Genomic DNA, 20,727 nt, shown 5'->3' on the forward strand with positions numbered 1-20,727 from the left:
CCATAAGGAGGGTCTGTGTAGTGTTTGATTTTAATAAACCTAATATTGAAATTACTGAAATTTCAGAAGATAAAAAATATGGAAGATTTGTTGTGGAGCCTCTGGAAAGAGGATATGGAACTACATTGGGCAACTCCCTGAGAAGAATTATGCTTTCTTCTCTTCCGGGAACTGCAATCAGTTCTGTTAAAATTGACGGGGTTCTGCACGAATTTAGCTCCATTCCGGGTGTAAAAGAGGACGTAACCGAGATTATTATGAACTTGAAAGCACTGGCAATCAAGAATACATCAGAATCAGACGAAGTAAAGACTGCATATATCGAATTTGAGGGTGAAGGCGTTGTAACAGGTGCTGACATTCAGGCAGATTCCGATATTGAGATTATGAATCCTGAACAGGTCGTTGCCACTTTAAGCGGCGGCAAAGACAGCAAGCTGTACATGGAGCTTACCATTACAAAAGGCAGAGGATACGTAAGCGCAGACAAGAATAAAAATGAAGATTTACCGATTGGTGTTATTCCGATTGATTCCATCTACACACCGGTAGAACGTGTGAATCTTACGGTGGAGAATACACGTGTTGGCCAGATTACAGACTACGATAAACTCACGTTAGATGTATGGACAAAGGGGACACTGCTTCCAGATGAAGCTGTCAGCCTCGCTGCAAAAGTACTCAGTGAACATCTGAAATTATTTATTGATTTATCAGAAGTGGCTCAGGCTGCTGAAGTTATGATAGAAAAAGAAGATGACGAGAAAGAAAAGGTACTGGAGATGAGCATTGATGAGCTTGAACTTTCTGTTCGTTCATACAATTGTCTGAAGAGAGCCGGTATCAACACCGTAGAAGAACTTACAAACAAAACACCTGAAGATATGATGAAGGTGCGAAACCTTGGACGTAAGTCATTAGAAGAAGTATTGGCTAAGCTGAAGGAATTAGACCTTGAGCTGAATCAGGGAGATGAGTAATCATTACCCGTATATGAATTATTTTTGAATTATCCTGTCAGTAAGCCCGATGCGCATGGCAGGAGCATTTTATTTGGACATTCCGTCCAAATAAAGCCTCCGGCGGATTGCAGAGGTGCGTAGATGTATTATGTCATGCATAGCATGACGCGCACCTCGCAGCAAATACGCCGAGGCGTATTTGATTAGTAAGCCCGAAGATGCATAACCAAATGTTTATAATGGAGGATTAAAACAATGGCAAAATACAGAAAACTTGGCAGGACATCCAGCCAGAGGAAAGCCTTGATCAGAAACCAGGTAACAGCATTGCTGCACAATGGTAAGATTGTTACGACAGAAGCTAAAGCAAAAGAAATCCGCAAGGTAGCGGAAGGATTAATTGCAATGGCTGTAAGAGAAAAAGATAACTTTGAAGAGGTAACCGTAAAAGCAAAGGTTGCACGCAAAGATAAAGACGGAAAGAGAGTCAAAGAAGTCGTTGATGGTAAGAAAGTTACTGTATACGATGAAGTTGACAAGACAATCAAAAAGGATATGCCAAGCAGACTTCATGCAAGAAGAGAAATGCTGAAGGTTCTTTATCCTGTAAAAGAAGTTCCGGCTGCTGCAGCAGGCAAGAAGAGAAATACAAAAGATGTTGATTTAGTTGATAAATTATTCTCTGATGTTGCTTCTAAATATGCGGACCGTAACGGTGGTTATACACGAATCGTGAAGATTGGCCAGCGTAAAGGTGATGCAGCTATGGAAGTGTTGATTGAATTGGTATAATTAATATAGATTGCCAAAATAAGGGGCGAAAATGCGACTTTAAGTTGTATTTTCGCCCCTTATTTTGGCGTTTTATGTAGTAGACTCTGGTATATTTTTTGAATTTTATATAAAATTTAAATATGTGCAATTTCACTAAAATTGTTAAATGCTTAACGTTAAAGGCTTAACTATTGCGTATAGTAGAGTTGACGGATTTCGACACAAATTATTCCCAATAAAAAGTGAAATATTTCCAGTATACAGTCATGTGTCTGTCTTATGAAATTTATATACAGTAATGCAACCAGAGAGTTTCAAGTTCTTTTGTTTATTGTATTTTTCTAAGAAATACTCGTTTATAATTTATCACGAAAAGAAACTTGTAGTTTTTCTTTAAAGGAATTTTTACAGAGTCAAAATATTAGAAAAAAAGCACTAATACTGGCGTGAAACACAACTTTTTATGCCTATTTTCTTAAATATCGAAGATTATCAATATTTATAAAATCTAATAATAATTTAAAATGGTATTAAGCAAAATACACAATGGATGATAAAAAAATAACTTATAAAAAAAGAAAAACTATGGTATTGACAAACTATTTAAGTGTAAGGTAAACTGAAGTCAGTAATTAAGGAGCAACCAAGTAATGAAGAAAAATTCAATTACAGGAGGAAGAATCAAAATGGCAAAAAAAGACAAGGTAGTTGTACCTGAGATCGTTGACAGTGCAGAGACACTGGAAGCGAAGATGAAAGCAATGCGTGAGGCGCAGAAAGTATTTGCTACATACACTCAGGAACAGGTGGATAAGATTTTCTTCGAAGCGGCAATGGCGGCGAATAAGCAGCGTATCCCGCTTGCCAAAATGGCAGTGGAAGAGACCCAGAGGGGTGTCGTGGAAGATAAGATTATCAAAAACCATTATGCAGCAGAGTACATCTATAATGCCTATAGACATACGAAAACCTGCGGCGTTATCGAGGAAGATCCAGCGTATGGAATTAAAAGAATCGCAGAACCTTTGGGGTTGGTTGCAGCGGTTATTCCGACAACAAACCCAACCTCTACCGCTATTTTCAAAACATTAATCAGTTTGAAGACAAGAAACGCTATCATCATCAGTCCACATCCGGCTGCAAAGAGATGTACGATTGAAGCAGCAAAGGTCGTGTTAGATGCAGCTGTAAAAGCTGGAGCACCGGAAGGAATTATCGGATGGATAGACGTGCCTTCTCTTGAACTGACTAATCAGGTAATGAAAGATGCAGATGTTATTCTTGCAACAGGCGGCCCCGGAATGGTAAAAGCGGCTTATTCTTCAGGAAAACCGGCAATTGGCGTAGGTCCTGGAAATACACCGGTTGTCATTGATGATACAGCAGACATTAAGATGGCTGTAAACTCTATCATCCATTCCAAGACATTTGACTATGGTATGATTTGTGCTTCTGAGCAATCTGTAACGATTCTTGAAAGTATATACGAGGAAGTAAAGAAAGAGTTCGCATACCGCGGCTGTTACTTCCTGAAACCGGGTGAAGAACTTGATAAAGTACGCAAGACCATTATTATAAACGGAGCGCTTAACGGAAAGATTCCAGGCAAATCTGCATATGAAATTGCTAAGATGGCAGGAGTAAATGTTCCGGTAGATACAAAGATTCTGATTGGGGAAGTAGAATCTGTAGATATTTCAGAAGAATTTGCGCATGAGAAATTGTCTCCTGTACTTGCAATGTACAAAGCAAAAACCTTTGATGAGGCGTTGGAGAAGGCTGAGAAGCTGGTAGCTGACGGAGGATTTGGACATACATCTTCTCTTTATGTAAACCCAAGTGAGAAAGAGAAGATAGCAAAGCATGCTGAGCTGATGAAGACCGGCCGTATTCTGGTGAATACACCTGCTTCTCAGGGTGGTATCGGGGATCTTTACAACTTTAAATTGGCTCCGTCTCTTACACTTGGATGTGGTTCATGGGGCGGCAACTCCGTATCAGAGAACGTAGGAGTAAAGCAATTAATAAATGTAAAGACAGTTGCTGAGAGGAGAGAAAATATGCTTTGGTTCAAAACACCTGAAAAAGTTTACTTCAAGAAAGGCTGTATGCCGGTTGCGCTTAGTGAGCTTGGAACAATTATGAAGAAGAAAAGAGCATTCATCGTAACGGACTCTTTCTTATTCAACAACGGTAATGTAAAGCCGATTGAAGCAAAGTTAGATGAGATGGGAATTGAACATACATGTTTTGCAGAAGTTGCACCAGACCCAACCCTGCAGTGTGCAAGAAAAGGTGCGGAACAACTGACTGCTTTCCAGCCAGACGTAATCATTGCTTTGGGCGGCGGTTCTGCAATGGATGCTGCAAAGATTATGTGGCTCATGTATGAGCATCCGGAAGCAAACTTTGAAGATTTGGCTATGCCTTTCATGGATATCCTCAAGAGAGTGTATATGTTCCCTAAGATGGGAGAGAAAGCTTACTTCGTGGCAATTCCTACATCTTCAGGAACAGGTTCAGAAGTAACACCATTTGCAATCATTACAGATGCTGATACAGGCGTAAAATGGCCACTGGCAGATTATGAACTCCTTCCGAACATGGCTATCGTTGATGTGGATAATATGATGACGCAGCCAAAAGGCTTAACAAGCGCTTCTGGTATAGATGTTATGACACATGCTATTGAGTCTTATGTTTCCATGCTGGCTACGGATTATACACAGCCACTGTCTCTGAGTGCTATAAAAGCAGTATTTGATTATCTGCCGTCAGCATATGAGAATGGGGCAAATGATCCAATTGCCCGTGAAAAGATGGCTAATGCATCTTGTATGGCAGGTATGGCATTTGCAAATGCATTCCTGGGAATTAACCACTCCATGGCTCACAAGTTAGGTGCTTTCCATCACTTACCACATGGTGTTGCGAATGCGGTTCTTCTTACAGAAATTATAAAATATAATGCTGCAGAAGTACCTGTTAAGATGGGAACATTTTCACAGTATCCATACCCAAGTGCACGGGCAAGATATGCAGAGATAGGACGTTTTGCTGGATGCACAGGTAAGGACGACCAGGAAGTGCTTGATAACTTAATTGTAAAACTGGAAGAGTTGAAAGTGAAGATTGGAATTAAGAAATGCATTAAGGACTATGGCATTGATGAGAAATACTTCCTGGATACTTTGGATGAAATGGTTGAGCAGGCGTTTAATGACCAGTGTACAGGTGCTAACCCGAGATATCCGCTGATGCAGGAAATGAAAGAAATTTATTTGAAGTGCTTCTACGGTAAATAAGAAGTAACATCTGATTTGAAGAATTAAAAGTATAATAAAAATAAGGATACCGCGAAATAACATTTAGTTATAAAGCGGTATCCTTATTTTTTCCTACCAGCTTGGGAAAAATAGATTATTTCCTATATTCACACCAGGCCTGTCCGTTGCTCCTGCATAGAGGAAGAAATAACAGTCGGTTACTGCTGCCAGCCTTGCGCCGTTTGTGGCATCCTGTGCAACAGTATATGCCAGGCTGCTTGGCCCATTCGCCAGCACAGAGTCGAGACGTCCTGTCCATACAGGCTCAAATTGACCGCCTGCGTATACTACATCAGTAATTGAATTGGGGAATGCAGGGCTTTGCACCCTGTTCATAATAACTGTTGCAACTGCAAGCATGGCATTATAGTCATGTATTGCCTCACAATCCAATATTGCAGCAAACACATCCAGGTCGCTTCCTGATACGCTTGTCCCTCCGCCGTTAACAATGGTGTCATCGTAGCCTCCGCCAGAATTGTTGACGTTATTGCTGTTTACAGCGGCAGCTTTTGCAGCAGCTTCTGCGGCCAGTCTTGCAGCCTCATCAGCCCGCAGCTTCTCGATTTGGGCCTTGTAGGCAGCAAGGTCTGTGGAGGTAGCTTCTGCCTTCCGGGTTAATTCATCCTGGCGCTTTTCCAAATCTGACTGCAGATTCTGCATAGATTCCTGCTGTGCCTCTAAAGTGTCTTTTTTATCGGCAATTTCTTTTTGGGTTTTCTGCAGTTCAAGCAGCATGTTCCGGTCATAATCACTGATATTCTGTATAAAGTCCGCTTTATTCAGGAAATCGGTCATATCCTCGGCTGAAAAAAGCATCTCTAACAGTGTTGCGTTGCCGGTTTCGTACATATACTTAATACGGGCTTTCATATCTTCGTATTGTTTTGCTTCGTTCTTTTCTGCTTCAGCTAAGGAATCTTTTGTTCTTTGGATTTCACCATTCGTTATCTCAATCTGCATTTCGGATGTAGAGATTTTATCACTTATGGTAAGGAGTTCTTCGTTAATATCTGCAAGCTGTTCCTGCAAATTAGAAGTTTTGCTTTCCAGGCTTTCCTTGTCCTCAGCATGTACTGGAACGATAGAAAGTACTAATGCGATAGAACAAGCAAATGTAACAATAGCCCGTCCTCCGCGGTTTAAGCGCAATTTCATAATACCTAATTCCTTTCTCAATTGTTCTGTTACAGTTTCGCCTAAACATTATACTATAAATTGCTTTATTAAGCAAATTTTGATAGAATAAGTTATAGAAATTTTATATTGCAGTCTGGCGAAAAAATAGGGCGCACAGCATTAAAATAAGAATATTCTGAAAACGAAGCGCAAAAGGGACTGTCCCCTTTGCATCGTCCCGTTTGCAGGTTGGAGGATTAAGAATAGATGAAACGGAAAATAAAGATGATAGGGTTAGATCTGGATGGAACCCTTTTAAATGAAAGAAAAGAGATTCTTCCTTATACAAAGCAGATCTTGGGCAAGGCTGTGGAGCGCGGTATTATTGTGCTTGTGGCTACCGGAAGACCCTTTGCGGGAATCCCGGAGGAACTGCGGGCATGGTCCGGCATACGTTATGCATTGACGGCTAATGGTGCGAGAGTTATTGATGCCAAAGAAAAGAAAGTATTGATTGAAAAACTTCTTCCAATAGAAAGGGCAAAGAAAGCATTGGAAATTTTCAGAAAATATGATACATTACAAGAGGTGTACTTTGACGGTCAGGGGTATGCGGAAGAAGATAAGTTAAAAAATATCAGTCATTACCATCAAGATCCGAATATGTGGAAATATGTACTTGGCAGCAGAAAGGCAGTGACGGATATCGTAGAATTGACCGGGCAAACGGACAGAGACGTGGATAAGGTTCAGGCAATATTTGCAGACAGAGAAGAACAGGAATCGGCTTGGCAGGAATTAGAAAAACAAAATGGAATGGTTTTGGTCAGTTCCCTGGGATATAACATAGAAGTTAATGCATCCGGGGTAAATAAGGGTGTGTCTCTTGTAGAATTGGGAAATATGCTTGGAATTGAGCCGGAAGAGATTATGGCCTGCGGAGACAGAGATAATGATATTGCGATGCTGAAGGCGGCAGGATTGGGGGTCGCTATGGGCAATGCGGAAGACGAAGTAAAAGCCGCTGCGGATTACATAACCTTATCGAATGAAGAAGAGGGGGCAGCCAAGGCAATTGAGCGGTTTGTTCTAAGAGGAGGAGAATTATGTTAGAAGCATTAAAAGTAATAATATTGGGGATTGTGGAGGGCATTACCGAATGGCTCCCTATCAGCAGTACCGGACATCTAATTCTGGTGGAGGAGTTTATAAAGCTCAAAATGAGCGATGGATTTATGTCCATGTTTAATGTAGTGATTCAGCTTGGTGCGATTCTTGCTGTTGTCGTAATCTATTTCCATAAGTTAAATCCATTTTCAAATACGAAAACAAATAAACAGAAGATGCTTACTCTGCAGTTATGGGTGAAGGTTTTGGTGGCTTCTGTTCCTGCTGCAATTATTGGGCTTTTATTTGATGATTATATCGATGCCCATCTTATGAACTATGTAGTTGTCGCAATTATGCTGGTTTTTTACGGTATCCTTTTTATTATAATAGAGAAACAGAACGAACACTCTAAACCTTCAGTGAGGCGCTTGTCAGATATTACAATTCCTATGGCTTTGATTATAGGAGGATTTCAGGTACTTGCATTAATTCCGGGAACATCGCGTTCCGGTGCTACGATTATCGGAGGTCTGTTAATTGGAGCGGCAAGGGGAGTTGCGGCAGAGTTTACATTCTTCCTTGCCATTCCTGTTATGTTCGGGGCAAGCCTTCTGAAAATCATTAAATTTGGTTTCCATTTTACCGGAGCAGAGGCATTTTTACTTTTGCTGGGATGTGCGGTGTCCTTTGGGGTATCTATAGTTGCTATCAAGTTCCTGATGCAGTACATAAAGAATCATGACTTTAAAGTGTTTGGATATTACAGGATTGTGCTGGGTGTCATTGTGCTTCTTTACTTTGGGCTGAGTACACTATTTGCATAAAAATCAGATAGATCTAAGGCAATCACGAAGGGCTTTGTCCGGATGTGGCTGCCTTTTTCTTGTCGCCGTGCCCCTTATATGCTGTGTCTTTTTATGGGGATGTATATTTCTCCGCTGAATTCATTATATTATTCAAAAGAGAAACATTCCATTATTCTTAGTACTATAGTTTTAGTTGGTATGATAGTCCTATGCTATTTATCTATATACACCTTTAAAGATGAAAAAGCAAATATGCTCTTGTTTTTTGAGGAAAACATGATAAAATATAACAATAATGTGTATTATTATGCATAGTAAGATAAATTTGGAGGAATAGAAGGATGAAACGGAGAATTCTAAGCTTATTATTAGTAACAGCATGTGTATTTTCGATAGCAGCATGTGGCTCAAAAAAGGAAGACAGCAGTTCTGAAGAGGGGAAGAAAGATACTCTGGTTATGGCTACTAATGCAGAATTCCCGCCGTATGAGTTTTACGAGGGAAAAGAGGTAGTGGGAATTGACGCAGATATTATGGCAGCTATCGCCGAGGAATTGGGAATGAAGCTGGAGATTGAAGATATGGCATTTGATTCAATCATCACAGCAGTATCCAGTGGGAAAGCAGATATTGGCGCCGCGGGGATGACAGTGACAGAAGACCGTTTGGAAAACGTTGATTTTACAGACACATATGCCACAGCTACCCAGGTTATTATTGTAAAAGAGGACAGTACCATTTCGGGTCCGGATGACCTGACAGGTAAGAAGATTGGTGTGCAGCTTGGAACTACAGGAGATATCTATGCAGAGGATATCGAGGATGCAGCAATAGAGCGTTACAACAAAGGATTTGAGGCTGTTCAGGCATTAAAGCAGGACAAGGTTGATGCGGTAATCATCGACGGAGAGCCGGCGAAAGAATTTGTAAAAGAAGCAGAGGGGCTGAAAATTTTAGATGAGGCGTTCACAGAGGAAGAATATGCTATTGCCGTGAAAAAAGGTAATGACGAGCTGAAAGATAAAATTAACGAAGCATTGGCAAGCCTGAAAGATTCCGGAAAACTGGATAAAATAGTGGCAAAATATATTAGTGCGGATACTGCAGAATAAAAGAGGATAAAATGATGTTGCAGATGTTGCAGGATAGGTTCTACGTAAATTTTATAAAAGAAAACCGCTGGGAATATATTTTGGATGGGCTGGGGGTCACTTTACAAGTGACCTTCTTTGCCGTTATAATCGGTATCGTCATTGGTTTTCTGGTTGCAATTGTACGTTCCACTTATGATAAGACAGGAAAGTTAAAAATACTCAATTTTATATGTAAGATATATCTGACAGTTGTCCGGGGAACTCCGGTTGTTGTACAATTGTTGATTATCTATTTTGTTATCTTTGGCAGTTCGGATATCAGTAAGGTTTTGGTTGCTATTATGGCATTCGGTCTTAACTCGGGCGCCTATGTTGCTGAAATCTTCCGTTCCGGCATTATGTCTATAGATAACGGACAGTTTGAGGCAGGGCGCAGCCTTGGTTTTAACTACGTACAGACAATGATTTATATTATCATGCCTCAGGCATTCAAGAATGTGCTTCCGGCTTTGGGAAATGAATTCATTGTACTTTTGAAAGAAACTTCAGTTTCAGGCTATATTGCGCTTCAGGATCTCACAAAAGGCGGGGATATTATCCGAAGCCGTACCTATGATGCATTTATGCCTCTCATAGCCGTAGCATTAATTTACCTCATCATGGTAATGATATTTACAAAGCTGGTAAATATGCTGGAGAGGAGGCTGAGAAATAGTGACCATTAATGGCGAAGTATTAATAAAAGTTGAAGACTTACATAAAGTCTATCACAGCAAGCTCCATGCATTGGATGGAGTGTCGGAGGAAATTCGTAAAGGTGAGGTTGTTGTTATTGTCGGTCCTTCTGGTTCCGGTAAGTCTACTTTCCTGCGTTCCTTGAATCTGCTGGAAGTGCCAACAACGGGACATGTATACTTTAAAGGTATAGACATTACAAGCAAAGAGACAAACATAGATCTGCACCGCCGGAAAATGGGAATGGTGTTCCAGCATTTTAATCTGTTTCCGCATAAGACCATATTGGAAAATATTACTCTGGCTCCGGTTAAACTGCTGAAAAAGAGTAAAGCGGATGCAGAAAAGCGCGCCATGGAGCTGCTCAGGCTGGTTGGACTGGAGGAAAAAGCAAGCGCATATCCATCCCAGTTGTCAGGCGGGCAGAAACAGCGTATTGCAATCGTACGTTCTTTGGCAATGGACCCGGAAGTCATGCTGTTTGATGAACCTACTTCAGCCCTGGACCCGGAAATGGTTGGGGAAGTTCTGGAATTGATGAAAAAGCTTGCCCAGGATGGAATGACAATGGCTGTGGTGACACATGAAATGGGTTTTGCCAGAGAAGTGGCAACAAGAGTTATTTTTATGGACGAAGGAAAGATAAAGGAGCAGGGAGTTCCGGAGGAGTTTTTTGGAAATCCTAAGGAACCAAGGCTAAAAGAATTTTTATCGAAAATACTATAGCATAATAGAGAGTCTGGCTTGCCAGACTCTTTATTCTGTAATAGGAAATTACGTCCTATTACAGAAAACCCTCCGGGGGATGAGCACTGCGGCATAAGTGGCAGATGTCGCTAGGCGACTAACCCAGGTGCAAGAGTTTGCTTTGCAAACTCTTTATTCTATAAACAGAAAATCTGGTAAATGGTATTTTTTCTATTATAAGTAAAGAAAGATGTAGAGATGTATGAAATATGAAAAGATAGAACGGGCGATATTTCTGGAGCGCCCAAACCGGTTTATTGCGTATGCAGAGCTGAACGGGAAACAGGAAACTATACATGTAAAGAATACCGGACGCTGTGCAGAATTGCTGAAGCCGGGAGTAAGCATTTATGTGCAGGAAAGTGATAATCCCAACCGGAAGACAGGATGGGATTTGATTGCAGTAAAAAAGGGAGAACGTCTGATTAACATGGATTCACAGATTCCAAACAGGGTTGTTCAGGAGTGGATTGAAGAAGGGCAGTTATTTGGAGATAAACCTTATGTAAAACCTGAGGTGACCTATGGGAATTCCCGTTTTGACCTTTATGTGGAAGCGGATGGAAGAAAAATTCTTATTGAGGTAAAGGGAGTGACCCTGGAAGAGGATGGCGTAGTCCGATTCCCTGATGCACCCAGTTTACGCGCTGTCAAGCATGTGGAGGAACTGTGCAGAGCGGTGAAAGAAGGCTATGAGGCGTATGTCATATTTGTTATACAAATGAAAGGGGTTCGTTATTTTACACCCAATGTGGATACGCATCCCGAGTTTGGAAAAGCTTTGAAAGCGGCAAAGGCTGCCGGGGTAAAAGTTCTGGCTTATGATTGCAGGGTAACGCCGGAGAGTATTGAATTGGATGAACCAGTGCCTGTTGTACTGGGCAGCCCGGTTCTTAAAGAAGCAGTTATTCCAATTATAGAATGGTACCGCAGGAATAAGAGGGATTTACCGTGGCGGCATAATGTGAGCGCTTACCATGTGTGGATATCTGAAATTATGCTTCAGCAAACAAGAGTGGAGGCGGTGAAGCGTTATTACGAGAGATTTCTGGAAGTGCTCCCCACTGTCAAAGACCTTGCCGAAGTAAAAGAGGATAAACTCCTTAAGCTTTGGGAAGGACTGGGGTATTATAACAGGGTCAGAAATATGCAAAAAGCTGCCCAGCAGATTATGGTGGACTATCAGGGAGAATTTCCTGCTACATACGAGGAAATACGCTCCCTGAAAGGAATAGGAAGTTATACGGCGGGAGCCGTCAGTTCCTTTGCCTATGGCCTGCCCAGGCCGGCTGTGGACGGTAATGTATTAAGGGTTGTGTCCAGGCTTACAGCAAGCAGGGATGATATTATGAAGGCAGGGGTCAGAACTCGTATAGAAAGAGAAATTGAGGAAGTAATACCTTCTGATGCTGCATCAGATTTTAATCAGGGTCTGATTGAGCTTGGGGCTATTGTCTGTATGCCAAACGGAGACCCAAAATGCGGGGAATGTCCGGTCTGCCATCTGTGTCAGGGGAAATTGCTGGGAATAGAAAAAGAGCTGCCGGTAAAAACGAAGGCAAAAGCGAGAAGAATTGAGAAGAGGACAGTTCTGGTTTTGAAAGATGGAGATTCCCTGGCTATAAAGAAGCGGGCGCCAAAAGGATTGCTTGCCGGACTGTATGAACTGCCCAATTTGGAAGGGCATTTAAACAGAAAAGAAGTGGTAGAATACTGCCATTCTATAGGACTATCACCTCTTCATATCAAAAAGGCGGAAGATGCGAAGCATATATTCAGTCATGTGGAATGGCACATGATAGGATATGAGATAAAGGTTGATGAGCTGGAAAAAAACTGCAGTCAAGATATGATATTTGCCCCCAGACTAGAAATCGAAGAAAAGTATCCTATACCTTCTGCATTTGAAGTCTACCGGGGATTGTTTTAGAGTCCACTCTGTTTTCTTGAATGTGACTGTGGTTTATGATATACTCAAGCTATCACCAGCCAGATAAAAGGAGTGTACAGTTATGGGCGATAAGATAGAACTATCAAGACAGCAGCAGAAGTCCCGGGAGACAAAGGAAAGAATATTCCGGGCAGCGAAAAGAATTTTGCAGAAGAAAGGTTATGAGGAACTTTCTATCAAAAATATCTGTGAGGAAGCAGGGGTATCCAATGGAAGCTTTTATCATCATTTTAAGACGAAGGATGACCTGCTGTCCTATTATATTGAAGACCAGCCCAGTATTAATCCGGATTTGCTGGATCTTCCAAGAAATGCAGATGAGGCGAAGATTGCAATTATCCATGTGTATCTGAATTATGTAGAGTATTGCCGTGAGCTTGGAGTAGAATTTATGTCCGGTTATTATGATACAAAAAATCAGGCATTGAATCCTGACAGCCGTACGGAACGTACGTATCCCATTGTAACAGTACAGACATATGTGGAGAAGGCGGTACAGGCTGGAATCATACGGCTCAATCTGGAGATTGAAGCGTTTACTACAGATATCAGAATGATTGTAATCGGAAATGTATTCGAATGGTGCCTGCGCGGCGGAAAAGCTGATTTTGAGGGAAACATGAGACGGTCCCTTAGCAAATACCTGGATAGTACCATCCTTTAAAAAGTACCGGACGGTACAGGTTATAAAAGTAAATCCGCAGGGCGGAGGTATAGAAAAAATGAAGTATAATTTTATTGTGAATCCCCATTCCCGTTCCGGCAAGGGCGGCATGATATGGGAAATTCTTGAGCCGGAGCTAAAGAAAAGACAAACGGATTATGAAGGCTTCCTCACGGAACATCCGGGACATGCCATTACTCTCGCCCAACAGATAACAGGTGACGGTCAGGAACATGTGATTGTGATACTTGGCGGTGACGGGACAGTCAATGAGGTCGTGAATGGAATTGAAGATGTGGAGAAAATTACTCTCGGATACATCCCCACCGGTTCCAGCAATGATTTGGCAAGGGGACTGGGACTGCCCAAGGAGCCGCTGGATGCTCTGGATGTTGTACTAAATTCCGGACAGATACAGAAAATGGATATTGGACTTTTGACCCGCGGAGGTAAAGAAAGAAGATTTGCCGTAAGTGCAGGAATCGGCTTTGATGCTGCAGTCTGTCATCAGGCAGCCATATCCAGCCTGAAAGTTTTACTGAACCGTTTGAAGCTTGGAAAACTGACCTATGTGGCAATTGCACTTGGACGGCTGTTTTGTGATAATCCCGTAAGAGCACAAATAACATTGGATGATAAAGAAGCAAAGACATTTGAAAGGGTATATTTTGCTGCCGCTATGAATAACTCTTACGAAGGCGGCGGATTTCATTTCTGCCCTAATGCCAGAAATGATGATGGTTTGCTGGATGTAATCGTGATTTCAAAACTTCCAAAACTTGCAGTTCTTTTATTGCTTCCCACTGCCTATAAAGGATGGCATACACATTTCCCGGGAATATTTGTATTTCAGTGCAGAAAAGCCACAATAGAGACGGAGGAGGCACTTGCCGTTCATACGGACGGAGAGCCGATATTTTTAAGAAAAAAAATAATAGCAGGGCTGTTAGGGAAACAAATCAGAGTGATTACTGTGTAAATATAGAAGTCTTGGATATAATCTCAAAAAAAATAAAAAGATTTGTTAAGGTTTTATGAACATTGTTGTTGCAGTTTCTGATTCGTGTTATAATCGGGGGAGTTAAAAGGGATTCAGATTCGAAAAAAGGGAGTGTTCTGTATGAGCCTTAAAAACAAAGCAGCAGGTTTTATAAAAAAGTATAAACATGCCTGGGTGTTTAGTTATATTTTAATTTATATGCCATGGTTTTTATATTTGGAAAAGCATGTAACATCCAACTATCATGTCATTCATTCCTCAATAGATAAGAAGATACCATTTATAGAATACTTTATTGTGCCATATTTGTTATGGTTTGTATTTATTGCTATCACATTTTTATACTTTTTCTTCACTGATGTAGAAGGCTTTTATAAGCTGGCTAAGCTAATGTTCACAGGAATGACCATTTTTCTGATTATATCCACCCTCATTCCAAACGGAGTGAACCTGCGTCCCGTATATTTCGATAGAAATAACATTTTTATAGATATGGTAAAGATGCTTTACCGGGCAGATACCCCTACTAATGTTCTGCCGAGTCTGCATGTGTTTAACTCTATAGCAGCCTGTATAGCAATCTGCCATAGTCAGGCTCTGCGGAAGCATAAAATTATCAGTTGGAGTGCTTACATTCTGGCAGGCTTAATTATTCTGGCCACAATGTTTTTAAAACAGCATTCAGTCATAGATGTAATGGCAGGAGCCCTGATGTCATATGCTCTTTATCAGTTCGTATATGAAACAAACAAGAAGAGGGTGCCAAAGCCGGCTGGAGAAATAGCCTTTTGAAGCAGGCAGAACAAGGAAAAGCCATATCTGCCCGTTCTTTCTATAGCCAAAATGGTTATTGTAGTGTTATAATGTGAAAAGACTACAAATGGATTAGGAGGAAGTAGAAGAATCATGGGGAAGATTATGTTAACTGGAGACAGACCTACCGGAAGATTGCATGTAGGTCACTACGTTGGTTCTTTAAAGCGCAGAGTAGAACTGCAAAATACAGGAGAGTTTGATAATATATTTGTTATGATAGCAGACGCACAGGCATTGACGGATAATGCGGACAATCCGGAAAAAGTGCGTCAGAATATAATAGAGGTTGCCCTGGACTATCTGGCCTGCGGCCTGGATCCGGAAAAGTCAACGATGTTTATACAGTCACAGATACCGGAACTTTGTGAGCTGTCGTTTTATTATATGAATCTTGTCACAGTATCCCGCCTGCAGCGTAATCCAACTGTAAAATCAGAAATTCAGATGCGGAATTTTGATACCAGTATTCCGGTGGGATTCTTCACATATCCAATCAGCCAGGCTGCTGATATTACTGCCTTTAAGGCAACGACAGTACCGGTTGGTGAAGATCAGCTTCCGATGCTGGAGCAGACGAAAGAGATTGTAAGGAAGTTTAATTCTATTTATGGGGATACACTGGTAGAGCCTGAAATCTTGCTTCCGGATAATACTGCTTGTTTGAGACTGCCGGGTACAGACGGAAAAGCTAAAATGAGTAAATCTTTGAATAACTGTATTTATCTTTCAGAGGAGCCGGATGCTATAAAGCAGAAGGTGTTCAGTATGTTTACCGACCCGACACATATTAAAGTTGAGGACCCTGGAAAACTGGAAGGAAATACGGTTTTCACTTACCTTGATGCGTTTTGCCGTCCGGAATACTTTAAGGAATTTTTGCCAGATTATGAGAACCTGGACGAGCTGAAAGCACATTATACACGCGGCGGCCTTGGCGATATGAAGGTGAAGCGGTTCCTGAATTCTGTTCTTCAGGCAGAGCTGGAACCAATCAGAAATAGAAGAAAAGAATATCAAAAAGATATACCTTATGTATATGAAATATTAAAAAAGGGTAGTGAGAAAGCAGAGAGTGTTGCGGCAGATACCCTTAGAGATGTAAAAGAAGCAATGAAGATTAACTATTTTGAGGACCAGGAGCTGATTAATGCGCAGGCGGAGAAATTCCGTGAGGGGGAAGCGAAGGAAGCTTGAAATGCGTGATGTGGAGATTTCTGAGGCATACAGGTGTCTCATAGAACAGGCGAGCTTTGATGATTTGACCGGGGTACTGAACCGCAGAGCAGGAAAAGAGTACCTGGATGAGCTGCTCCACAGAGTGGAGTCGGAGCAGAAAATGCTCACGCTTGCTCTTTGTGATATAAATAACCTAAAAAAAGTAAATGACAGGTTCGGACATAGAGAAGGAGACCGCATGCTTAAGTATGCGGCTTCTGCCATGTCTTACCAGCTGGTGGACGGTGATTTGATATTCCGCTTGAGTGGTGATGAGTTTGTCCTTGCGTTTTTTAATGAGAGCCGAAGAGGCGGTGAAGAGCGGCTGCAGAAAAGTTTAGAGCATTTGGATGAAGAACGTCAAGAAAATGGTGTTGTTTACGAAATATCATTTTCATACGGACTTGTGGAGGTGTTTCCGGGAGAAGTTCATAATGTTTCTGATTTAATTGAACAGGCTGATGCAAGAATGTATATCCAGAAGCGGAAATATCATGCCATGAAAGCAATGGGTAAACAAAGAAAAACAGATATTGGAGACTTTCTATATGATACAGAACATCTGTATGAGGCATTGATGAGCAGTACGGATGATTATATATTTGCAGGAAATTTGCAGACTGGTATATTTCGGTATCCTCCGGCTATGGTAAATGAATTTAGCCTGCCCGGAGAGATTGCTGGTGATGTAAATGCCATTTGGGAAAAGATTATACATCCTGATGATGTAAAAATATATCTTGAAAAAAATCAAGAGATAATGGATGGGAAATCGGAATACTGTGATATGAAGTACCGGGCAAAAAACATAAAAGGTGAATGGGTCTGGCTTCGCTGCCGGGGCAAGATGATACGGGATGAGATGGGAATTCCTGATTTGTTTGCCGGCATGATTGCAAATTTGGGAAATGAGGACTAAGTTTTTTAAATAGAAGGAGAGGGATGCCCCTCTCTTTTTCAATATAAAAAAGACATGGCTTCCTTCCAGAGGAAATACTATGTCTTTTTAGCGTGCGCGAGAAGATTCGAACTCCCGACCTTCTGGTCCGTAGCCAGACGCTCTATCCAGCTGAGCTACGCGCACATGCTGGAACTATTTCGTTCACAGCAGATATTAGTATATAATAAATTAGATAGCCTGTCAATATGTTTTGCAAAAAAACTTTATTGTACCGGACGGAACAAGTGTCTGGGAATACCGTCTACCATAACCGGAGACACGTCACCCTGGATAAGGGGGCGGACATAATTGACAAATGCATCAGTTACATAGTTTCCGTCTTCATTTACCCATTCTCTGGGAACGAGCTTCTCGTCATTTGCAATTTTATGCACATCCTTTACCTCAGTACCGCTCTGGTACGGATCATCTGATAAACGGTTTAATATGACCATCTTGCCGGAATCGCCTTCGTCAGCGGCTTTTACTGCGGCACCGCCAACCTGATACGCTTCCAGAATATCTACGCGGGATGCACAGTGTGAAGCAGCACGCTGCAGACTGCTAAGTTCAATGGCGCGTGTTTTGCAGCCGATTTCACCTGCAATGTAGCTTGCCAGATAGCTTGCTGTTCCTGAAAGCTGTTTGTGTCCGAATGCATCTACAAAATCAATACTTTGGCCAAGCTCGCATACATAACGTCCGTCAGCAAGCCGTATACCTTCGGATACTGCTACTACAACAGATGATTTCATAGACAGAAGTTCTCTGACCTTGAGGTCAAACTTTCCTATATCAAAAGGCAGTTCGGGAAGATAGATTAAATCAGGCCCTGAACAGTCCTCTCCCCTTGCAAGGGCAGCCGCTCCTGTCAGCCAGCCGGCATTACGTCCCATGATTTCCACAATGGATACAAGCCCCTTCTCATACTCCAGGCAGAAGCTGTCTCGTATGATTTCCTTTACCGAGGTGCCAATATATTTTGCGGCACTTCCGAAGCCCGGTGTGTGGTCGGTGAGTGAAAGGTCATTGTCAATGGTCTTGGGGCAGCCTATGAAATGGGTTGGGTGTCCGGTGACAATGGCATAATCAGAAAGCTTCTTAATGGTATCCATGGAGTCATTTCCGCCGATGTAAATGAATGCTTCAATATCCAGTTTATCAAGAATACTAAATATTTTTTCATAAACTGCCTTGTCTTCGTGTATTCCGGGAAGTTTGTAGCGGCAGGAGCCTAAAAAAGCAGCAGGGGTCCTTTTTAGTAATTCTGCGTCCAGTTCCGTGGTAATAAAGTCAGATAAATCAATATATCTTTCCTGTAATAGTCCCTGGATTCCATGCATCATCCCATAGACCTTACCTGCACCACGGTCTTTGGCGGTACGGTATACTCCGGCCAGACTAGAATTGATAGCCGCTGTCGGTCCGCCGGATTGTCCGACGATTACGTTTCCTTTCATGTATGTTACCTCCGTCTCTTGAATTATTGTTAGTCATATTTTTAAAAGAAAACAACTCACAATACTAGTTTAGTGCATTATGTCCATTTTGTAAACGAGAAAAACAAAAACATAGTGAAAATTGACAAAACACAACATGATCTGACATGAGCTGAGAGACAAAAGAAGCAGGAAGCTGGATTTCTTCCGGCACCTATGTACAGGCTGTTTTAAAAATGTTATAATATGGAACATGGTGAAGAAAAACTTTACAACTTGATTGAGCATTAGGAGTTCAATAAATATAAGAAATAGAAGCGGAGGATGATGAAATGCATCAGTATGACTATCTGATAGTGGGCGCCGGGCTGTATGGTGCTGTTATGGCCCATGAGCTGAACAAAAGGGGCGGAAAATGTCTTGTTATTGACAGACGTGAACATATAGCAGGAAATATTTACTGTGAGGACCTGGAAGGAATCCATGTACACAAATATGGTGCACATATTTTCCACACCTCAAATAAAAAAGTATGGGAATATATGAACCAGTTTACTGAATTTAATAACTATATTAATTCCCCTATTGCGGTTTATAAAGATGAATTATATAATCTGCCCTTTAATATGAATACATTCAGTAAGATGTGGGGGATTAAAACTCCGCAGGAAGCAAAGGATATGATTGCAAAGCAGGTAGCTGAAACAGGAATTACAGAACCTGCAAACCTGGAAGAGCAGGCATTATCCCTTGGAGGCAGGGATGTCTATGAAAAGCTGATAAAGGGATATACGGAAAAGCAGTGGGGCAGAGACTGTAAAGAACTTCCCGCATTTATTATTAAAAGACTGCCATTTAGGTTCACATATGACAATAACTATTTTAATGACAGGTATCAGGGGATTCCCATTGGCGGATACACCGGAGTAGTTGAGAAGATGCTGGATGGTATAGAAGTAAGAACTGGCGTAGATTTCTTTGACTTCAGGAAAGAAAATCCGGATATTGCCAATACCATTATATTCACCGGAATGATAGACGAATATTTTGACTACCAACTGGGGGCGCTCCAGTACCGTTCGGTGAGATTTGAGACAGAGGTTCTGGACTGCGATAATTATCAGGGAAATGCTGTTGTTAATTATACGGAAAGAGAAGTGCCTTATACCAGAATTATCGAGCACAAGCACTTTGAATTTGGAAAGCAGGAAAAGACTGTGATTTCCAGAGAATATTCCTCAGAGTGGGAAGTGGGAATGGATCCATACTATCCAGTTAATGATGAACAGAACAACAAACTGTTTGAACAGTATAAAGAGCTGGCTGCAAAAGAAAAAAATGTAATCTTCGGCGGAAGGCTGGGAGACTATAAATACTATGATATGGATAAAGTAGTGGAAGCAGCATTAAGCAGGCTGGAAGAGATATAAGGGAAGACAAAAACGTGGACGATAAGAAAAAGACAAGCCTGTGGAAGCAGATTATCCGGTTTACAGTCGTGGGTGGAAGTGCATTCCTGATAGATTACAGCATTATGATATTGCTCACAGAATTTTTTGGGATTAACTATTTGATTTCTAATGCAATGTCATTTACAGTTTCGGTTATTTATAATTACCTTCTGAGTGTTCATTGGGTGTTTGATGTAAATGGAGGCAGAAGCCAAACACAGGATTTTCTTGTATTTATTACCCTAAGCGTCATTGGATTGGGGATAAATCAATTAATCATGTGGCTGTGTGTGGATAAGATTGGTATATTCTATATGATTTCCAAAATTGGGGCTACCGGAGTAACCATGGTGTATAACTTTATTACCAGAAAAATATTTTTAGAAAATGAGAAAGTGTAAACATAATCCTGTGAATTTTTGTGCAGCACGCGGCATAGTCAGTTTTGGCTATGCCGTTTTGCTGTTTGTTTCGTCAGGTTTTTTGCCCCTCAAGAATGTAAAAGACAGACTATCAGCTTTATGCCGATAGTCTGTCTTTTGTTGTCACATTCCGTCTGCCCGCTTTGTTCTAAATCT

At 41.4% G+C, this 20,727-nt stretch carries 18 protein-coding genes and 1 tRNA gene; 16 read left to right on the forward strand and 3 right to left on the reverse strand.

What is annotated here, in order from left to right; genetic code table 11:
- Window positions 1-20 precede the first annotated feature (20 nt).
- From A8805_RS13050 to adhE, 3 genes are all read left to right on the forward strand, one after another.
- Window positions 21-980, forward strand: a complete 960-nt coding sequence (locus tag A8805_RS13050) for a DNA-directed RNA polymerase subunit alpha (protein ID WP_109711830.1) — start codon at window positions 21-23, stop codon at window positions 978-980.
- Window positions 981-1,217: 237 nt separating this feature from the next.
- The gene (locus A8805_RS13055) at window positions 1,218-1,754 is read left to right on the forward strand and encodes a bL17 family ribosomal protein (RefSeq protein WP_109711832.1); all 537 of its coding nucleotides are present in this window, start codon (window positions 1,218-1,220) and stop codon (window positions 1,752-1,754) included.
- A gap of 668 nt (window positions 1,755-2,422) precedes the next feature.
- Window positions 2,423-5,041 carry a bifunctional acetaldehyde-CoA/alcohol dehydrogenase gene (gene adhE / locus A8805_RS13060; protein WP_109711976.1) on the forward strand — a complete coding sequence of 873 codons (2,619 nt, stop codon included), beginning with the start codon at window positions 2,423-2,425 and terminating at the stop codon, window positions 5,039-5,041.
- 93 nt (window positions 5,042-5,134) lie between these two features.
- On the opposite strand, the gene A8805_RS13065 is transcribed toward adhE, so the two are convergent.
- Window positions 5,135-6,220 (reverse strand): coiled-coil domain-containing protein, encoded by a 1,086-nt coding sequence (locus A8805_RS13065; protein ID WP_109711834.1) that lies wholly within the window; start codon window positions 6,218-6,220, stop codon window positions 5,135-5,137.
- Window positions 6,221-6,448: 228 nt separating this feature from the next.
- Between A8805_RS13065 and A8805_RS13070 the strand changes: the two genes are divergently transcribed.
- From A8805_RS13070 to A8805_RS13125, 11 genes are all read left to right on the forward strand, one after another.
- Entirely contained in the window at window positions 6,449-7,294 is an 846-nt protein-coding gene (locus A8805_RS13070) for a Cof-type HAD-IIB family hydrolase (protein ID WP_109711836.1), read from the forward strand.
- Entirely contained in the window at window positions 7,288-8,115 is an 828-nt protein-coding gene (locus tag A8805_RS13075) for an undecaprenyl-diphosphate phosphatase (RefSeq protein ID WP_109711838.1), read from the forward strand. The genes A8805_RS13070 and A8805_RS13075 overlap by 7 nt, the downstream gene beginning before the upstream one ends.
- Window positions 8,116-8,438: 323 nt before the next feature.
- A complete protein-coding gene (locus A8805_RS13085) occupies window positions 8,439-9,209 on the forward strand; it encodes a basic amino acid ABC transporter substrate-binding protein (protein ID WP_109711842.1) in 771 nt (256 codons plus the stop codon).
- Between the two features lie 14 nt (window positions 9,210-9,223).
- Window positions 9,224-9,916 (forward strand): amino acid ABC transporter permease, encoded by a 693-nt coding sequence (locus tag A8805_RS13090; RefSeq protein ID WP_109711844.1) that lies wholly within the window; start codon window positions 9,224-9,226, stop codon window positions 9,914-9,916.
- Window positions 9,906-10,652, forward strand: coding sequence for an amino acid ABC transporter ATP-binding protein (locus tag A8805_RS13095; protein ID WP_181392836.1), 747 nt, complete (start codon window positions 9,906-9,908; stop codon window positions 10,650-10,652). The genes A8805_RS13090 and A8805_RS13095 overlap by 11 nt, the downstream gene beginning before the upstream one ends.
- Before the next feature lie 223 nt (window positions 10,653-10,875).
- A complete protein-coding gene (gene mutY / locus A8805_RS13100; protein ID WP_109711848.1) occupies window positions 10,876-12,603 on the forward strand; it encodes an A/G-specific adenine glycosylase in 1,728 nt (575 codons plus the stop codon).
- 82 nt (window positions 12,604-12,685) lie between these two features.
- A complete protein-coding gene (locus tag A8805_RS13105) occupies window positions 12,686-13,288 on the forward strand; it encodes a TetR/AcrR family transcriptional regulator (RefSeq protein ID WP_109711850.1) in 603 nt (200 codons plus the stop codon).
- Window positions 13,289-13,346: 58 nt separating this feature from the next.
- Window positions 13,347-14,267, forward strand: coding sequence for a diacylglycerol/lipid kinase family protein (locus A8805_RS13110; RefSeq protein ID WP_109711852.1), 921 nt, complete (start codon window positions 13,347-13,349; stop codon window positions 14,265-14,267).
- A gap of 141 nt (window positions 14,268-14,408) precedes the next feature.
- The gene (locus A8805_RS13115; RefSeq protein ID WP_109711854.1) at window positions 14,409-15,080 is read left to right on the forward strand and encodes a phosphatase PAP2 family protein; all 672 of its coding nucleotides are present in this window, start codon (window positions 14,409-14,411) and stop codon (window positions 15,078-15,080) included.
- A 114-nt stretch (window positions 15,081-15,194) separates the two neighbouring features.
- Window positions 15,195-16,298, forward strand: a complete 1,104-nt coding sequence (trpS, locus tag A8805_RS13120) for a tryptophan--tRNA ligase (RefSeq protein WP_109711856.1) — start codon at window positions 15,195-15,197, stop codon at window positions 16,296-16,298.
- 1 nt (window position 16,299) lies between these two features.
- Window positions 16,300-17,238, forward strand: coding sequence for a sensor domain-containing diguanylate cyclase (locus tag A8805_RS13125; protein WP_181392837.1), 939 nt, complete (start codon window positions 16,300-16,302; stop codon window positions 17,236-17,238).
- A gap of 91 nt (window positions 17,239-17,329) precedes the next feature.
- Here the strand turns inward: A8805_RS13125 and A8805_RS13130 are convergent.
- Together A8805_RS13130 and A8805_RS13135 are read right to left on the reverse strand one after the other, a co-directional pair.
- A tRNA-Arg gene (locus A8805_RS13130) sits at window positions 17,330-17,403 on the reverse strand.
- Window positions 17,404-17,483: 80 nt separating this feature from the next.
- Window positions 17,484-18,719 (reverse strand): 6-phosphofructokinase, encoded by a 1,236-nt coding sequence (locus A8805_RS13135; protein ID WP_109711860.1) that lies wholly within the window; start codon window positions 18,717-18,719, stop codon window positions 17,484-17,486.
- Window positions 18,720-19,030: 311 nt separating this feature from the next.
- Between A8805_RS13135 and glf the strand changes: the two genes are divergently transcribed.
- Both glf and A8805_RS13145 read left to right on the forward strand, forming a co-directional pair.
- Window positions 19,031-20,128 carry a UDP-galactopyranose mutase gene (gene glf, locus A8805_RS13140; RefSeq protein WP_109711862.1) on the forward strand — a complete coding sequence of 366 codons (1,098 nt, stop codon included), beginning with the start codon at window positions 19,031-19,033 and terminating at the stop codon, window positions 20,126-20,128.
- Between the two features lie 14 nt (window positions 20,129-20,142).
- The gene (locus tag A8805_RS13145) at window positions 20,143-20,550 is read left to right on the forward strand and encodes a GtrA family protein (protein WP_109711864.1); all 408 of its coding nucleotides are present in this window, start codon (window positions 20,143-20,145) and stop codon (window positions 20,548-20,550) included.
- Window positions 20,551-20,727: the final 177 nt, after the last annotated feature.

Origin of the sequence: Faecalicatena contorta (assembly GCF_003149105.1) — a bacterium.
GTDB classification, from domain to species: Bacteria; Bacillota; Clostridia; order Lachnospirales; family Lachnospiraceae; genus Muricomes; species Muricomes contortus_C.

Excerpts from the sequence above, each read along its gene's own strand:
- A8805_RS13075 (WP_109711838.1), top strand. The coding sequence starts at position 7,288 with ATGTTAGAAGCATTAAAAGTAATAATATTGGGGATTGTGGAGGGCATT.
- trpS (WP_109711856.1), top strand. The coding sequence starts at position 15,195 with ATGGGGAAGATTATGTTAACTGGAGACAGACCTACCGGAAGATTGCAT.
- A8805_RS13090 (WP_109711844.1), top strand. The coding sequence starts at position 9,224 with ATGTTGCAGATGTTGCAGGATAGGTTCTACGTAAATTTTATAAAAGAA.
- adhE (WP_109711976.1), top strand. The coding sequence starts at position 2,423 with ATGGCAAAAAAAGACAAGGTAGTTGTACCTGAGATCGTTGACAGTGCA.
- A8805_RS13085 (WP_109711842.1), top strand. The coding sequence starts at position 8,439 with ATGAAACGGAGAATTCTAAGCTTATTATTAGTAACAGCATGTGTATTT.
- A8805_RS13105 (WP_109711850.1), top strand. The coding sequence starts at position 12,686 with ATGGGCGATAAGATAGAACTATCAAGACAGCAGCAGAAGTCCCGGGAG.
- A8805_RS13115 (WP_109711854.1), top strand. The coding sequence starts at position 14,409 with ATGAGCCTTAAAAACAAAGCAGCAGGTTTTATAAAAAAGTATAAACAT.
- A8805_RS13125 (WP_181392837.1), top strand. The coding sequence starts at position 16,300 with ATGCGTGATGTGGAGATTTCTGAGGCATACAGGTGTCTCATAGAACAG.
- mutY (WP_109711848.1), top strand. The coding sequence starts at position 10,876 with ATGAAATATGAAAAGATAGAACGGGCGATATTTCTGGAGCGCCCAAAC.
- glf (WP_109711862.1), top strand. The coding sequence starts at position 19,031 with ATGCATCAGTATGACTATCTGATAGTGGGCGCCGGGCTGTATGGTGCT.
- A8805_RS13070 (WP_109711836.1), top strand. The coding sequence starts at position 6,449 with ATGAAACGGAAAATAAAGATGATAGGGTTAGATCTGGATGGAACCCTT.
- A8805_RS13110 (WP_109711852.1), top strand. The coding sequence starts at position 13,347 with ATGAAGTATAATTTTATTGTGAATCCCCATTCCCGTTCCGGCAAGGGC.
- A8805_RS13055 (WP_109711832.1), top strand. The coding sequence starts at position 1,218 with ATGGCAAAATACAGAAAACTTGGCAGGACATCCAGCCAGAGGAAAGCC.
- A8805_RS13065 (WP_109711834.1), bottom strand. The coding sequence starts at position 6,220 with ATGAAATTGCGCTTAAACCGCGGAGGACGGGCTATTGTTACATTTGCT.
- A8805_RS13135 (WP_109711860.1), bottom strand. The coding sequence starts at position 18,719 with ATGAAAGGAAACGTAATCGTCGGACAATCCGGCGGACCGACAGCGGCT.